The organism is Actinomadura chokoriensis, from assembly GCF_041463665.1.
Classification (GTDB): domain Bacteria; phylum Actinomycetota; class Actinomycetes; order Streptosporangiales; family Streptosporangiaceae; genus Spirillospora; species Spirillospora chokoriensis_A.
In genome coordinates, this window is sequence record NZ_JAXCEJ010000007.1 from 213,816 (window position 1) to 227,445 (window position 13,630).

Sequence of the window (13,630 nt, forward strand, 5' to 3'; positions counted from 1 at the left end):
GTGTCGAGAGCTCGCCGCGAGAGCGGCTCCCCGGTGAGAGGGTCCGTCAGAACATCATGCCGAGCGCGAACCCGGCGACGACGACGGCGCCGAGCGCGACCATCATCCGCCACCGGTAGCGCGGGATCTGCCTCGGGCGCGGCTTCGGCGCGGGGCTCCGGCCGTCGCGCAGCGCCCGGACGAGCTGCGGCGCGGTCGGCCGCGCGGCCGGGTTCTTGTCCAGGCAGCGGGCCGCGAGGTCGCGCAGCGGGCCGTGCATGTCGCCGAGGTCCGGCGGCCGGGCGGTGACGCGCCGCATCACGGCCGCGCTCGGCCCGGTGCCGAACGGCGGGCGCCCGGTCGCGGCGAACACCATCGCGGCGCCCCAGGCGAACACGTCGGCGGGCGGCCCGACCGGCTCTTCCTCGATCTGCTCGGGCGCCATGTACGCGGGCGTGCCGACGGGGCCGGTGGTCAGCGGGGTCGCGTCGGCGGTGCGGGCGATGCCGAAGTCGATGACCTTGGCGCCGTCCGGGCCGAGCAGCACGTTGCCGGGCTTGAAGTCGCGGTGCACGATCCCGGCGCGGTGGATCGCGGCGAGCGCCGCCGCCGTCCGCACCGCGACCTTGCGCAGCTGCGGGGCCGGCAGCGGGCCGCGGTCGGCGACGACGTGCTGGAGCGAGGGCCCCTCGACGAACTCGCTGACGATGTAGGGGCGGTCGCCGGTCATGTCGGCGTCCAGCACGCGCGCCGTGTGCCGGCCCGACACCCGCAGCGCCGCGTCCGCCTCCTTGACGAAGCGGCTGCGCGCCCGCTGCCCGGCCGCCTCGCCGCCGCGCAGCAGCTTGACCGTGACGAACTCGCCCTCGCCGTCCCGGGCGAGGTAGACGACTCCCTGGCCGCCTTCGCCGAGCCTGCCGAGCAGCGTGTACCCGCCGAGGCCGCGCGGGTCGTCGGGGCCGAGCGGCACCTCGTGCCGCCGGTCACGGCCGTGTGCGGGACGGGACGCGCCCTTCTGGTGCTCCTGCCCGGACCGGGACTTGGCGGCTCGGGCGGGATGCCCTGAGCGCCCGGGCCGCCCGGACCGGGCGGCGGCGGGACGGGCGGAATGGGGATTCGTCCTCCCGTGGGAGGTGTCGTGCGGCACAGGGGGACTCCGACTCGGCGGGGACGGACGAAGATTTCCTCATTTGTACCGCGTCACGGCTGAGCACGGCAGGGGAACCGAGATCTTTGTTTTCAGCTGCATGTCCCCAGAGTCCCGTTCTGAATGATCTGTCGGGATGAGGAGCCGACCATGACCTTGTAGCAGCCGTCCGCGACCTTCCACGCCTTCGCCTCCTCGTTCCAGTAGGCGAACGACCGTGAGGACAGCGGGAACGTCACCGTGGTGCTCTGGCCCGGCGCGAGAGTGACCTTGGTGTAGCCCTTGAGCTGCTTGGGCGGCTGCGGCACGTCCACCCCTGCCGACGGCATGCCGATGTAGAGCTGCGGGACGGCCACACCGGCGCGCTTGCCCGTGTTGGTGACCGTGACCTGAACCGCCTTGGTGGTCGCCTTGAGCCCGCTGTAGGCGAACGTCGTGTAGGACAGGCCGTACCCGAACGGGAACTGTGGCTTGATGCCCTCCGCGTCGTAGTGCCGGTAGCCGACCATGACGCCCTCGGAGAACGTGACGGTCTTGTTGACACCGGGGTGCTGCGCGGGGTTCCCCGACGCGGGCGCGTCGTTCTCGCCCACGGGGAACGTCACGGGCAGCCGTCCACCTGGGTCTACATCCCCGTACAGGACGCGCGCGAGGGCGTTCCCCGCTTCCTGGCCCGGATACCAGGCTTCGATGACGCCCTTCACTTGGCCGGCCCAGGGTGTCAGCACGGGGCCGCCCGTGTTGAGGACGACGATCGTGTTGGGGTTGGCCTTGGCGACTTCGGAGATCAGCCCGTCCTGGTCGCCTCGGAGCGGGTCGCCGCACTGGAGCGTCAGGCACGACTTGTCGAAGAACTCGCCCTGGCTGTCGGTGGCGAACACGATGGCGACGTCGGCGTCACGCGCCGCGGTGGCGGCGGCGCCGCGGTCGTCGCCGTCGGTGTAGGTGATCTTGGTCCCCGACCCGGCGCGGCGCGCGATGCCGTCCTGCGCGCTGACGGTCGTGAACGGCACGATCCTCGCCGACCCGAACCCGCTCTGGGCGTCCCGCGCGGACCGCCCGATCAGCGCGATCGACTTCGGCGCCGCCAGCGGCAGGACGCCGTCGTTCTTCAGCAGCGTGATCCCGGACTCCTCGATCCGCCGCGCGGCGGTCTCGCTCGCCGTCCGGTCGACGCGGGACAGGTCGTTCGGGTACGCCTGCCGGTCGAAGACCCCGAACGCGAACATCGTCCGCAGGATGTTGCCGACGTGCCCGTCGACGGTCGCCTGCGTGACCTTCTTCTGCGCCACGGCCGTCTTCAGCAGGAGCGCGTTGTACTTCATGCCGAGCGGCAGTTCCATGTCGAGCCCGCCGTTGGCGGCCCCGGCGGTGTCCTGCGCGGCCGTGTGGTCGGACGGCACGAACCCCTCGAAGCCCCACTCGGACCGCAGGATCTTGTTGAGGACGGAGTCGTCCTGGCACGCCCACCGGCCGTTGAGCTTGCCGAACCCGCACATGACGGTCGCCGCGCCGCCCTGCTTCACGGCGGCCTCGAACGGCGGCAGGTAGATCTCCCGGAGCGTTCGCGGGGCCACGTTCATGCCCAGCGACAGCCGGTAGGTCTCCTGCGTGTAGACGGCCATGTGCTTGACCGAGGTCATCACGCCCTGCGCCTGCGCGCCCCTGATCCACGGCACCCCGAGCGTCGCGGACAGGTGGGGGTCCTCGCCGAAGCCCTCGAAGGTCCGGCCGTTGCGGGGCGTGCGCAGCACGTCGACGGTCGGGCCGAAGATCAGGTCGTTGCCGCGGTGCCTGGCCTCCCACGCGACCGTCTCGCCGTACAGCCGCGCGGCGTCCGGGTCGAAGGACGCGGCGAGCGCGATCGGCGCGGGCAGCGCGGTCGCCTTGCCCTGCCGGACGCCCGCCGGGCCGTCGGACATGTAGACGGGCGGGATGCCGAGCCGCTCGATCCCGCGGTTGGTGTCCGCGTGCGCGTCCTCGAAGAACCCGCCGAGCGGGCCGCCGAACGGGTCGTCGGACGCCAGCAGCGCGATCTTCTCGTCCTCGGTCATCCGCGGCAGCAGCAGCGCCGTCCGCTGGTCCGGCGTCAGCGCCGTGTCGCACCACGGGCGCTGAGCCGGGTCCCCGCAGCGCCCCGCCTCCGCCCGCGCCGCTCCGGGACCGGAGAGCGCCGTCATCGCCAGCACGGCCGCGAGCGCGCCCGCCAACGGCGGCCACCGCGCCGACGAGTACCGCGCCGACGAGCACCGTGCCGACGAACACCGCGCCGACGAGCACCGTGCCGGGCGCATCAGTGCCCCTCCTCGTTCTGCACCCGCAGCGCGTTCAGGGTGAAGGCGACCATGTGGTAGTGGCCGATCAGCATGACCAGCTCGATCAGCTCGCGCTCCCCGAACCGGGTGGCGAGCTCCGTCCACGTCGCGTCGGACAGGGTGCCGGACGCGTGCAGCTCGTCCGCCGCGGCGAGGACCATGTGGTCGTCGTCGCCCCAGTCGTGGCCGTCGAGATCGAGCCGGAGCGCCGCGATCTCCGCCTCGGTGAGCCCGGCGTCCCGGCCGAGCCCGCGATGGTGGTCCCACTCGTAGTCGCAGGAGCGCAGGTGCGCCGTCCGCAGGATCGCCAGCTCGCGGTCCCGGGCGCCCAGGGTTCCCTTCAACAGCAGCATCGAGCCGAACCCGATCCACGCGCGGAACAGCTCCGGGTGGCGGGCGAGCGTGGTGAAGACGTTCAGCGGCCCGGTCGTGGCGGCCACGGCCTGGAGGACCTCGTCCCACTCGTCCTCGGGCAGCGGATCGAATCGCGGGACGCGGTTCCGCGGGGTGTCGGCGCACATGGCGACATTTCTGCCACTGATCAGTGGGAGAGTTCTAGCCCACCGGTAAAATTTGGCCAGATTGTGTCATTGGCCACTTACGTGCTGCGCGTGGTGGCGGCCACCGCCAGCTCGGCGAGGGCGTCCCGGGCCTCGGCGGTGATCGGGGCGGAGTCGAGGATCCGCTCCGCGTCCCGCAGGTAGCGCTCGATCATGGCCTCGCAGGCGGCGAGGCCGCCGGTCTCCTCGATGATCGTGCGCAGCTCGTCCACGCCGGGACGGTCGAGGGCGGGGTCGCCGAGGCGGCGCCGCATCGCGGCGGCCTGCGCGGCGGACGCGCGTTCCTGGGTCAACGCGATCAGCACGGTCCGCTTGCCCTCGCGGAGATCGTCGCCGGCCGGCTTGCCGGTCGCGGCCGGGTCGCCGAACACGCCGAGCACGTCGTCGCGGAGCTGGAAGGCGATGCCGAGCGGCAGGCCGTAGCCGGTGAGCGCGGCGGTCACGTCCGGGCGGGCCCCGGCCAGCGCGGCGCCGAGGTGCAGCGGACGCTCGATCGTGTACTTGGCGCTCTTGTACTCGACCACCCGCAGCGCCGTGGCGACGGTCGCGAGGCCGCGGGTGCCCTCCAGCATGTCGAGGTACTGGCCGCACATGACCTCGGTGCGCATCACGTCGTAGACGGCCCGCCCCCGCCGGAGGCGGTCGGCGTCCAGCCCGCACGTCTCGAACATCTCGCTCGACCAGGCCAGGCACAGGTCGCCGAGCAGGATGGCCGCGCCGCCGCCGAACGCCTCGGCGTCGCCCGGCCACGCCTGGGACCGGTGCAGCGCCTCGAACCGGCGGTGCGCGGACGGCTGGCCGCGGCGGGTGTCGCTGGAGTCCATCACGTCGTCGTGGATCAGGGCGCTCGCCTGGAGCAGCTCCAGGGACGCGGCGGCGGCCACGATGCCGGGGGCGTTCTCGCCGCCCGCGGCGCGCCAGCCCCAGTAGCAGAACGCGGGCCGCAGCCGCTTGCCGCCGCCGAGCAGGGCGTCGAGGGCGGACAGTAGCGGGCCGAGGTCGTCGCTGATGGCGAGCAGGGCCGGGCGCTGCCGGTCGACGAAGCCGAGGAGGGCCTCGTCGACCTCCTTGCGAATGCGGCTGGTCGACATGTCGAGATCGTATCCACCTGGGCGGATTCAACCTTGCTGACATAAGCGAGAAGTCGCTGGATTTCCAGAAATACGGATAAAAGAGCCGCAAGGTGTGGCGAGCATCACGCGCACCGGCGGCTCCAGGGCCCTTCGAGGGGCTTCTGTAGGCTTGGGGAATGCGACGCGCACGCCCCGACCGGCCCCCGACCGTCCGCGAGCTGCTGGCCGCGGGCGGCAGGTCCTTCTCGTTCGAGTTCTTCCCGCCCAAGACCGAGAAGGGCGCGCGGAACCTGTGGCGCGCGATCCGCGAGCTGGAGCCGCTGCACCCGACCTTCGTGTCGGTGACCTACGGCGCGGGCGGCGGCACCCGCGACACGACCGTCGACATCGTCGAGCGCATCGCGACCGACACCACGCTCACCCCCGTCGCGCACTTCACCGCCGTGAACCACTCCCAGGCCGAGCTGCGCAACCTCATCGGCCGGTTCGCCGCGGCCGGGGTCCGCAACGTCCTCGCGCTGCGCGGCGACCCGCCCGGCGACCCGATGGGGGACTGGGTCAAGCACCCCGACGGCGTCGAGTACGCCGCCGAGCTGGTCCGGATGATCCGCTCCTACGGCGACTTCTGCGTCGGCGTGGCCGCGTTCCCCTACAAGCACCCGCGCTCGCCCGACGTCGACAGCGACGTCCGCTACTTCGTGGAGAAGTGCCGGGCCGGCGCCGACTACGCGATCACCCAGATGTTCTTCCGCGCCGAGGACTACTTCCGGCTCCGCGACCGCGTCGCCGCCGCAGGCTGCGACGTGCCGATCCTGCCGGGCATCATGCCGGTGACGCAGATGAGCACGATCGAGCGGTCCGAGCAGCTGTCCGGCGCGCCGTTCCCGCCCGAGGTCAGGGCCCGGTTCGACGCCGTCGCCGACGACCCGGAGGCGGTGCGCAGGCTCGGCGTCGAGCACGCCGCCGAACTGTGCCGCGAACTCCTCGAGCAGGACGCGCCCGGCATCCACTTCATCACGTTCAACAAGTCGACGGCGACGCGCGAGGTCTACTCCCTCCTCGGCGCCGGAGAGTACGGCGCGAGGGGCAGCGTGCCGCCCATGACCGCGTAGCGGGGCCCGCCGCCCGGGAACTCGAAGTCGCTCAGCAGGTCCACCATGCCGACCGAGCGGTAGAGGTTGCGGGCCGGGGTCTCCGGCCGCCTGTCCAGCGTCGACAGGACGACCGTCCGCTCCGGCCTGCCGTCGCACAGCGCGTTGAGCAGGCTCCGGCCGAGCCCCCTGCCCTGCGCCCGCGGATGGACGTGCAGTTCGGCGACCTCGAACGCGTCCTCCAGCCACTCCTCCGCGTGCTCGGGACCCTCCCGGTCCGACAGCGCCTGGTGGACGACGTCGTGCCACCACTGGCCGCGCGTCCCGTGGAAGCCGTACGCGAACCCCTGGACCGGACCCGTGAGGACGGGCAGCGCGCCGCGCCGCTCGACCACGAACGCGCGGAACCCCGGATACGAGGCGTGCCTCTCCATGATGGTGTGCCGGCCGGGAAGCTGCTCGTCCGGCGGTTCCATCGCGGCCGCGTACACGTCCAGCATGGGGTTGAGCCTGCGTAGGAAGGCGCGTTGGTCGATCTCGCGCAGCTTCGGGTCCCTCACCCGACAGAGACTAGACCCGGGGGATGGTCCGCTGCGTCGCGGAAAGCCGATCGTAGATGTCCCAGAGAATGCGGTCGGCGGCCTTCTTCAGCGTCCCCCGGTTGGCGTCGAGCTGCCCGCCCCACACGCGCGCCTCCGGACCCAGCCACGCGTCCGTCCCGCGGAGGGCCTTCACCGGCGCGTCGAGGGCCTGGCGGAGCCGGTCGATGCTGCCGTAGGCGTCCGCGTACGCCTGGTAGATCCGCTGGTACTCCGGGTTGGGCTGCTCGGCCGGGGACAGCTTCGCGGCCGCCGTGCCGGTGAGCGGCAGGGGCAGGCTGCCGGGGGGCGGTGGAGCGGCCATGGCGACCTCTCAGGCGACAGTGGTCGTATGCGGGCTGGTGGCTTGGGGGGTGTCTGCCCGCGGTTCACTCAGGTCGAGCTTGGCGACGGCCGCGCGCGTCCGCTCGCTCATGCCGGCCCCCGTGAGCACCTGGACGGCGACGGGACGGATCCCGGCGCGGTCGGCCTCGGCCAGGAACGTGCGCAGCCACTTCACGTCGATCGTCATGTGGTGGCTGGACACGCCGAGCGACTCCTGGACGGCCTTCAGATTCGCCCCGTCCCCATCGGCGCCGTTCCCACGGGCATCCTGCTCGCCGGCGGCCTTGAGCAGATCGGCCGTCGCGGCGGGGCCGAGCCGCTCGTACAGCTTCTCGGTGTAGTCGGGGTCGTCGGCGTTGGCTCTGAGGTGCTTCCACACCGAGTCGGGGACGGGCCTGCCGTCCTGGACGGCCGTCACCACGACCAGGGCGTCGGTCCTTGCGGCCTTGGCGGCGGCCTGCCGGGTGGGGAAGTTGCCGATGTCGCCGGCGCCCCTCGGGGTGGGCCTGAACGTCGCTTGGTGAGGCACAGTCTTGGGGGGTGCTGTCTTGGAGGGTGCTGTCTTGGAGGGTGCTGTCTTGGAGGGTGCTGTCTTGGAGGGTGTCGTCTTCCCGGGCGGCGGCTTGACGGGTTGGGGCGTTCCGGCCGGGGCTCCGCCGGGTTTGCCCGGCACCACCGGGGCGGGGGCGGGCGGCGTCGGGGCGCCGACCCCGCCGCCGGGGGAGGGATGCGTGATCGCGTAGTTGTAGCGGCGCGACAGCATCCCGAGCTGGTCGGCGGCCCACTGCGCCACCTGGTCGGCCTGCCGGTACCCGGCCGCCGACACCCCCGGAGGGGGGCGATGCGCGTTCAGCCAGCTCTGGATCGCGTTCTGCGCGTCCTGCAGCTGCTTGATGACCTGATTGAGCGCGGGCGGGTCGATGCCCCGGAACTCGGGGTCGCGCGCCACCGGGCCCGTGCGCATCTGCGCGGTCATCGCACCTCCGGAGGTCACCGTTCGTCGTTCCTCGACTCCCCAGAATCACATCCGTGTCACCGGCTGTCGAGGGCCTTGCGCACCGATTCGCCGTCCCGCGCCACCACGGCGCCCTCGCCGGTCAGGACGATCGGGCGCTGGATCAGCACCGGGTTCGCCACCATGACCTCGATCCACCGGGCCCGGTCGCGCTCCATGTCCTTGAGCCCGAGCTCCTTGGCGACCGGCTCGTTCAGCCGCGCCACGTCCCACGGCTCGGCGCCGATCCGGGTGAGCACCTCGTCCAGCTCCCGCGCCGTAGGCGGCTCGTCCAGGTAGCGGCGCTCGGTGTACTCGACGCCCGCCTCGTCCAGCGCCGCCTTCGCCGCGCGGCTCTTCGAGCAGCGCGGGTTATGCCAGATCTCCATGTCACTCCACCTCCGCGGGGGTGCCCCCGGTGATCCTCAGCAGTTCCTCGTACGACGTGGGGAAGACGGTGTGCGGGTGCCCGCCCGCCGCCCAGACCTCGTCGTACCTGTCCAGCCAGACGTCCACGAGCGTACGGATCGGCGCGGGATGGCCGAGGGGCGCCACGCCGCCGATCGGCTGCCCGGTCGCCTCCCGCACGAACTCCGGCGTCGCCCGCCGCACCTTCGCCGCGCCCACCAGGCCCGCGATCTTCACCGTGTCCACGCGGTGCGCGCCGCTGGTCATCACCAGCAGCGGCGCCCCGTCGGCGTCGAACAGAAGGCTGTTGGCTATGGCGCCCACCTCGCAGCCCAGCTGGTCGGCCGCGGCCTGCGCGGTCCGCGCGGAGTCGGGCAGCTCGACGACGGCCCCGGTCGCGCCCTGGTCGAGCAAGGCCTTCGCCACGATTTCGGCATTCGGATGCATGGAAAGCACTTTAAGCTTCCTTCATGCGCGGGATACGGGTCGACGTGCGGAAGAGCGCTGTTCTGCTTGTCGCGGGCGTCGCTCTGGCGGGCTGCAACGGGACGGAGCAGGCGGAACCCCGGGCACAGGAGGGCTCGCCGACCGCGACGGCACCTGCGAAGTCGCCGTCCACGCTCACACCGACGTCCACGCTCACACCGACGTCCAGGCCGAAGCCCACGTCCCCGCCCGCGCCCACGCCGACGCGCCGCAGGCTGAAGCCGGGCGCGAAGGGGCCCGAAGTCGAGGCGCTCCAGCGGCGCCTCAAGGAACTGAACTACGACCCGGGCAAGGTGGACGCGAAGTACGGGCCGTCCACGCAGATGGCCGTGTGGGCGTTCCAGGCGGTCAACCGCCTCAAGCAGAAGAGCACCCTCGGGCCGTCGTTCTGGGAGGCCCTGGACGCCCCCAAGGAACCGCGTCCGATCGCCAAAAAGCGCGAGAAGGACCGCGTCGACGTCGACCTCAAGCGCCAGTACCTCGTCCTCTACGAGAACGGCAGGCCGCGCCTCATCTCGCACATCTCGTCCGGGTCGGGGGAGTACTACTGCGCCAAGGACCGCGGCGCCACCGTGCCGCGGTGCCGCTACGCCACGACCGGCACCGGCGACTTCCGGACGGGACGCCGCTTCACCGGCTGGGAGACCTCGCCCCTGGGGCGCCTGTACAACCCGATCTACTTCAACGGCGGCATCGCCTTCCACGGCGCCCTGGACGTTCCCGCGTACCCGGCGTCGCACGGCTGCGTCCGGATGCCCATGCACATCGCCGAGTACTTCCCGGGCCTCCTGGGAACGGACGTCCCGGTGCACGTCAGGCGACCCCGCTAAGCGCCCCGGCCGGCGCCCTCGGCGAACTGCCCTACCCCGCTGCCGTCCTGCCCTCATGCCCGCTGACCTGCGGTGGGCGACACGCGTTCGAACACGTTGACGAATCGTCGTCAGGGCTGTTTACTGGGGAATGCGTCGAACTTATGTTCGACGCTGGTGCGGGACTCGCGGCCCGCGCCAGGGCGACGTCCCCGCCGATCGCGGTGTTTCGGCGGGACGGACGGCCGGGCGGAGTGAGGGGAAGCTCTCCGCCCGGCCGGCCCGAGCCCGGAAGGAGGCACACATGTCCGGAACGATGACCGCACGCGGAGTCCACTCCGCCGCCCAGTCCGTCCCGCCACCGAGCCCACGCCACCGTCCGCTGCCCGCGCCGCGTCCGGCGCACACGGCCGTCGGCCAGCTGCACGCCGCCCGCATGGGCCTCGCCGAGGCGGCCGAGGCCACCTCGCCCGCCGTCCGCTACGTCTGCGCCCACCTGGCCGCGCTGCGCGCGGCCGCCGCGGTGCTGGCCTCCAAGGACCCCCTGGAGACCCACCGCCGCGGCCGTCCGCGCAGCGTGTGGGTGCTGCTGCCCGAGGCCGAGCCCGCGCTGCGCGAGTGGGCCGCGTTCTTCGCCGCCGGCGCCGACAAGCGCGCCGCCGCCGAGGCGGGCCTCCCGCGCGCCGTGACCCCGCGCGAGGCGGAGGAGCTCGTGCACGACGCGGAGGTCTTCGTCACCCTCGTCGAGGACACCCTCGGCATCGACGGGCAGCCCACCCTGCCCGTCCCGGAGGCCAGCTAGCCGTTTCCGGAGGCCCGTCCCCACCCTCCCCGGGGACCGGCCGCCCTTCGGACGATCGCGCCGGCGATGGCCGCAACCCCCCCCGAGCCGGTCCCGCCGGCGCGATCCCCTGCGCGTTCTCCGGACGTGCCCTGCTCGTCCCCCTGCCCGGCCGACCCGTCCCGAGGCGCCGGGCAGGGGGCCTGATAGACATCGCTGCATGACGGGAACCTTGCCGCTGGACGGGATGCGCGTGGTCGAGCTGTCCAGCTTCGTCGCGACGCCGCTCGGCGGGATGACACTGGCGCAGCTCGGCGCGGACGTCATCCGGATCGACCAGGTGGGAGGCGGCCCCGACATCGACCGGTGGCCGCTCGCCCCGTCCGGCCGGAGCCTGTACTGGGCCGGGCTGAACAAGGGCAAGCGGTCCGTCACCGCCGACCTGCGCTCGCCGGAGGGCCGTGGTGTCGTCGCCGGTCTCGTCGCGGAGAGCGGCGTCGTGCTGACCAACGCGCCCCCACGCCAGGGGCTCACCTTCGACGAGCTGAAGGCGGCGAGACCCGATCTGATCCATGTCCAGCTCCAGGGGACGCGTGACGGGGGCAACGCCGTTGACTACACGGTGAACGCCGCGATGGGCTTCCCGGCGGTCACGGGCCCGTCCGGCCAGGACGCCCCGGTCAACCACTCCCTGCCCGCCTGGGACGTGGCATGCGGGCTCTACATGGCCATCGGCCTCCTCGCGGCCGAACGGCGCCGTCTTCGCACGGGCGAGGGGCAGAGCATCCGTGTGGCGCTGCAAGACGTCGCCCTGGCCACCGCAGGAAACCTGGGGTACCTCGCAGAGGCTCAACTGGGCACGCCCAGGCAGCGGCTGGGCAATCACCTGTTCGGAGATTTCGGACGCGACTTCAGCACCGCCGACGGCCGCGTCATGGTGACGACCCTCACCGCGCGCCACTGGCGCGACCTCGTCGAGGCCACCGGCCTCGGCGAGGTGAGCGCCGCCCTCGAACGCGCCTTCGACGCCGACTTCCGCCGCGCCGGCGACCGCTTCGTCCACCGGGAGGCGCTCGGCGGCGTCCTCGCCCCCTGGTTCGCCTCCCGCACGTGCGAGCAGGTCGAGGACGTGCTGAAGGGCACGTCGGTCCTGTGGTCCAGGTACCGCGACTTCGCGGAAGTGGCGGCCGGGCTGCAGGACGAGCCGCTCATGGCGCGGCTCGACCAGCCCGGCGTGGGCCCGCACCTGGCCCCGGGCTCCCCGCTGCGCCCCGGCGGCGCGTCCCTGCCTCCCGCTCCGGCCCCCACGCTGGGCGAACACACGGACGAGGTGCTGCGGCAGGTCCTGAACCTGTCCCCGGAACGTATCGCGGCATTGCGGAACGCCGGCGCCGTCGCCGGCTGACACCGCTCGCGAGCCGGCTGACACCGCTCGCGAGCCGGCTGACACCGCTCGCGAGCCGGCTGACACCGCTCGCGAGCCGGCCGACCCGCTCGCACGCCGGCTGGGACCGCTCGCGAAGGAGCGGGTGACCGGATCCGGTTCGAGTGTGCTTCGTCCCGATATGGGATTGTTAGGGCGGCGAAGCATGGGAGGGTGCGGTGGTGGCGCGGGGCGGGCGCGGGCTGGTTCCGCTGCTGGCGTTCCTCGGAGTGATGGCCTACTCGCTGTCCATGGCCGTGGTGACGCCCGCGCTGCCACAGCTCCAGGAGGGGCTCGACACGACGCCGGCGGGCGCCGCGTGGGCGCTCACGGCCATGACGCTGTCCGCCGCGGTCGCCACGCCGGTGGTGGGGCGGCTCGGCGACCTCTACGGGCCGCGGCGCGTCCTGCTCACCGTGCTCGTGGTCGCGACCGCGGGCATGATCGTCGCCGCCCTGGCCCCCACGCTCCCGGTCATGCTGGTGGGGCGGGTGCTCGGCGGCATCGGCGGCGGCGTCTTCCCGCTGGCGTACACGATCGTCCGGGACGTCATCCCGCCCGCCCGGACCGCGTCCGCGGTCGGCCTCATGTCTTCCATGCTGGGGCTCGGCGGGGCGGTCTCCTGGTGCCTGGCGGGCCCGGTCATCGACCTGCTCGGCTGGCGGTGGCTGCTCTGGGTGCCGGTCATCGGGCTGGTGCCCGGGGTCGTCCTCGCCTGGTGGATCGTTCCACGGTCGGCGCCCCGGGCGGCGGCCGGCGTCGACTGGTGGGGCGCCGTGCTCTTCGCGGGCTGGCTGGTGGCCGCGCTGACCGCGCTGACCGAGGGAATGGAATGGGGCTGGACGTCGCCGGGGGTGCTGGGCCTGCTCGCGTTCTCGGCCGTGACCGCCGCCGCCTGGCTGTGGGTCGAGGGCCGCGTCCGCGAGCCGCTGGTCGACCTGCGGATGATGCGGGCGCGCGGAGTCTGGACGGCGAACGCCGCCTCGCTGCTGTCCGGCTACGCGCTCATGGCCGGCGGCCTGCTGTTCCCGCTGCTCGTCCAGCTCCCGGAGGGCACCGGGTACGGCTTCGGCGGGACGGCCACGCAGGCGGCCCTCCTGCAGCTCCCCGCGAGTGTCGGCATGACCGCCGCGGGCATGACGGCGGGCCTGCTCGACCGGCGGATCGGCTCGCGCATGGTGCTGTTCGGCGGCGCGCTGATGACCGGGCTCGGCTACGCGTTCGTGGCGTTCCAGCACGCCGCGATGTGGCAGCTCTACGTCGGCGGCCTGGCCCGGGGCATCGGCCTCGGCTTCGCCTACGCGGCCGTCGCGAACCTCGTCGTCGCCGCCGTCCCGGCGGGCGAGACGGGCGTGGCGACCGGCATCAACACCCTCATCCGCACGGTCGGCGCGTCCCTCGGGACGCAGATCAGCGCGGTCGTCATCGTGGTGGTCTCGGGCGAGGGCGGCTACACGACCGGCTTCGCGGTGAGCGCCGCCGTCATGGCCGCCGTCCTGCCGCTGGCCCTGCTCGCCCCGCGCCGCCGGCCGCGCGGACGCCGAGCGGGGCCCGGCGCGGTGCCGGACCCCGTCCCGATGGTGCAGTGAAGCGGTGGTGCTGGTGAAGCGGTCGGACAAGTGGAATGAACGAGTGGTGGGT

The 13,630-nt window shown here is 73.0% G+C and carries 14 protein-coding genes and 1 pseudogene; 5 read left to right on the top strand and 10 right to left on the bottom strand.

Annotation, left to right across the window (positions count from 1 at the left end; all coding sequences use genetic code 11):
• Positions 1–46 precede the first annotated feature (46 nt).
• From SM418_RS14645 to SM418_RS14660, 4 genes are all read right to left on the bottom strand, one after another.
• A complete protein-coding gene (locus tag SM418_RS14645) occupies positions 47–1,126 on the bottom strand; it encodes a serine/threonine-protein kinase (RefSeq protein ID WP_371940934.1) in 1,080 nt (359 codons plus the stop codon).
• Between the two features lie 92 nt (positions 1,127–1,218).
• Positions 1,219–3,420 (bottom strand): beta-glucosidase family protein, encoded by a 2,202-nt coding sequence (locus tag SM418_RS14650; protein WP_371940932.1) that lies wholly within the window; start codon positions 3,418–3,420, stop codon positions 1,219–1,221.
• A complete protein-coding gene (locus SM418_RS14655) occupies positions 3,420–3,962 on the bottom strand; it encodes a carboxymuconolactone decarboxylase family protein (protein WP_371940931.1) in 543 nt (180 codons plus the stop codon). Before SM418_RS14655 ends, SM418_RS14650 begins: the two co-directional genes overlap by 1 nt.
• Positions 3,963–4,039: 77 nt before the next feature.
• Positions 4,040–5,092, bottom strand: a complete 1,053-nt coding sequence (locus tag SM418_RS14660; RefSeq protein ID WP_371940930.1) for a polyprenyl synthetase family protein — start codon at positions 5,090–5,092, stop codon at positions 4,040–4,042.
• A 158-nt stretch (positions 5,093–5,250) separates the two neighbouring features.
• Between SM418_RS14660 and metF the strand changes: the two genes are divergently transcribed.
• Positions 5,251–6,186 carry a methylenetetrahydrofolate reductase [NAD(P)H] gene (gene metF / locus SM418_RS14665; RefSeq protein WP_371940928.1) on the top strand — a complete coding sequence of 312 codons (936 nt, stop codon included), beginning with the start codon at positions 5,251–5,253 and terminating at the stop codon, positions 6,184–6,186.
• On the opposite strand, the gene SM418_RS14670 is transcribed toward metF, so the two are convergent.
• From SM418_RS14670 to SM418_RS14695, 5 genes are read right to left on the bottom strand one after another with little or no spacing between them, the layout of a single operon-like run.
• A complete protein-coding gene (locus SM418_RS14670; protein ID WP_371940926.1) occupies positions 6,123–6,725 on the bottom strand; it encodes a GNAT family N-acetyltransferase in 603 nt (200 codons plus the stop codon). The genes metF and SM418_RS14670 overlap by 64 nt on opposite strands.
• 10 nt (positions 6,726–6,735) lie before the next feature.
• A complete protein-coding gene (locus SM418_RS14675; protein ID WP_371940925.1) occupies positions 6,736–7,068 on the bottom strand; it encodes a hypothetical protein in 333 nt (110 codons plus the stop codon).
• Positions 7,069–7,077: 9 nt separating this feature from the next.
• Positions 7,078–8,064, bottom strand: a complete 987-nt coding sequence (locus SM418_RS37960) for a hypothetical protein (RefSeq protein WP_443098361.1) — start codon at positions 8,062–8,064, stop codon at positions 7,078–7,080.
• Positions 8,065–8,120: 56 nt separating this feature from the next.
• A complete protein-coding gene (locus tag SM418_RS14690) occupies positions 8,121–8,471 on the bottom strand; it encodes an arsenate reductase family protein (protein WP_371940919.1) in 351 nt (116 codons plus the stop codon).
• Position 8,472: 1 nt separating this feature from the next.
• Complete coding sequence (locus tag SM418_RS14695) at positions 8,473–8,937, bottom strand: YbaK/EbsC family protein (RefSeq protein WP_371940918.1); 465 nt, start codon at positions 8,935–8,937, stop codon at positions 8,473–8,475.
• 23 nt (positions 8,938–8,960) lie between these two features.
• On the opposite strand from SM418_RS14695, the gene SM418_RS14700 reads away from it, so the two are divergent.
• From SM418_RS14700 to SM418_RS14710, 3 genes are all read left to right on the top strand, one after another.
• Positions 8,961–9,806, top strand: coding sequence for a L,D-transpeptidase family protein (locus tag SM418_RS14700; RefSeq protein ID WP_371940916.1), 846 nt, complete (start codon positions 8,961–8,963; stop codon positions 9,804–9,806).
• Positions 9,807–10,089: 283 nt separating this feature from the next.
• Positions 10,090–10,587 carry an SAV_6107 family HEPN domain-containing protein gene (locus SM418_RS14705; protein WP_371940914.1) on the top strand — a complete coding sequence of 166 codons (498 nt, stop codon included), beginning with the start codon at positions 10,090–10,092 and terminating at the stop codon, positions 10,585–10,587.
• Positions 10,588–10,786: 199 nt separating this feature from the next.
• Positions 10,787–11,971 carry a CoA transferase gene (locus tag SM418_RS14710; RefSeq protein ID WP_371940913.1) on the top strand — a complete coding sequence of 395 codons (1,185 nt, stop codon included), beginning with the start codon at positions 10,787–10,789 and terminating at the stop codon, positions 11,969–11,971.
• A gap of 13 nt (positions 11,972–11,984) precedes the next feature.
• Here the strand turns inward: SM418_RS14710 and SM418_RS14715 are convergent.
• Positions 11,985–12,131 (bottom strand): annotated as a pseudogene (locus SM418_RS14715) (hypothetical protein); the annotation flags it as partial.
• A gap of 37 nt (positions 12,132–12,168) precedes the next feature.
• On the opposite strand from SM418_RS14715, the gene SM418_RS14720 reads away from it, so the two are divergent.
• Positions 12,169–13,578: an MFS transporter gene (locus tag SM418_RS14720; protein WP_371940911.1), complete on the top strand. Its 1,410-nt coding sequence runs from the start codon at positions 12,169–12,171 to the stop codon at positions 13,576–13,578.
• The last annotated feature ends 52 nt before the right edge of the window (positions 13,579–13,630 follow it).

Excerpts from the sequence above, each read along its gene's own strand:
- SM418_RS14650 (WP_371940932.1), bottom strand. The coding sequence starts at position 3,420 with ATGCGCCCGGCACGGTGCTCGTCGGCGCGGTGTTCGTCGGCACGGTGC.
- SM418_RS14655 (WP_371940931.1), bottom strand. The coding sequence starts at position 3,962 with ATGTGCGCCGACACCCCGCGGAACCGCGTCCCGCGATTCGATCCGCTG.
- SM418_RS14660 (WP_371940930.1), bottom strand. The coding sequence starts at position 5,092 with ATGTCGACCAGCCGCATTCGCAAGGAGGTCGACGAGGCCCTCCTCGGC.
- metF (WP_371940928.1), top strand. The coding sequence starts at position 5,251 with ATGCGACGCGCACGCCCCGACCGGCCCCCGACCGTCCGCGAGCTGCTG.
- SM418_RS14675 (WP_371940925.1), bottom strand. The coding sequence starts at position 7,068 with ATGGCCGCTCCACCGCCCCCCGGCAGCCTGCCCCTGCCGCTCACCGGC.
- SM418_RS37960 (WP_443098361.1), bottom strand. The coding sequence starts at position 8,064 with ATGACCGCGCAGATGCGCACGGGCCCGGTGGCGCGCGACCCCGAGTTC.
- SM418_RS14690 (WP_371940919.1), bottom strand. The coding sequence starts at position 8,471 with ATGGAGATCTGGCATAACCCGCGCTGCTCGAAGAGCCGCGCGGCGAAG.
- SM418_RS14695 (WP_371940918.1), bottom strand. The coding sequence starts at position 8,937 with ATGCATCCGAATGCCGAAATCGTGGCGAAGGCCTTGCTCGACCAGGGC.
- SM418_RS14700 (WP_371940916.1), top strand. The coding sequence starts at position 8,961 with ATGCGCGGGATACGGGTCGACGTGCGGAAGAGCGCTGTTCTGCTTGTC.
- SM418_RS14705 (WP_371940914.1), top strand. The coding sequence starts at position 10,090 with ATGTCCGGAACGATGACCGCACGCGGAGTCCACTCCGCCGCCCAGTCC.
- SM418_RS14710 (WP_371940913.1), top strand. The coding sequence starts at position 10,787 with ATGACGGGAACCTTGCCGCTGGACGGGATGCGCGTGGTCGAGCTGTCC.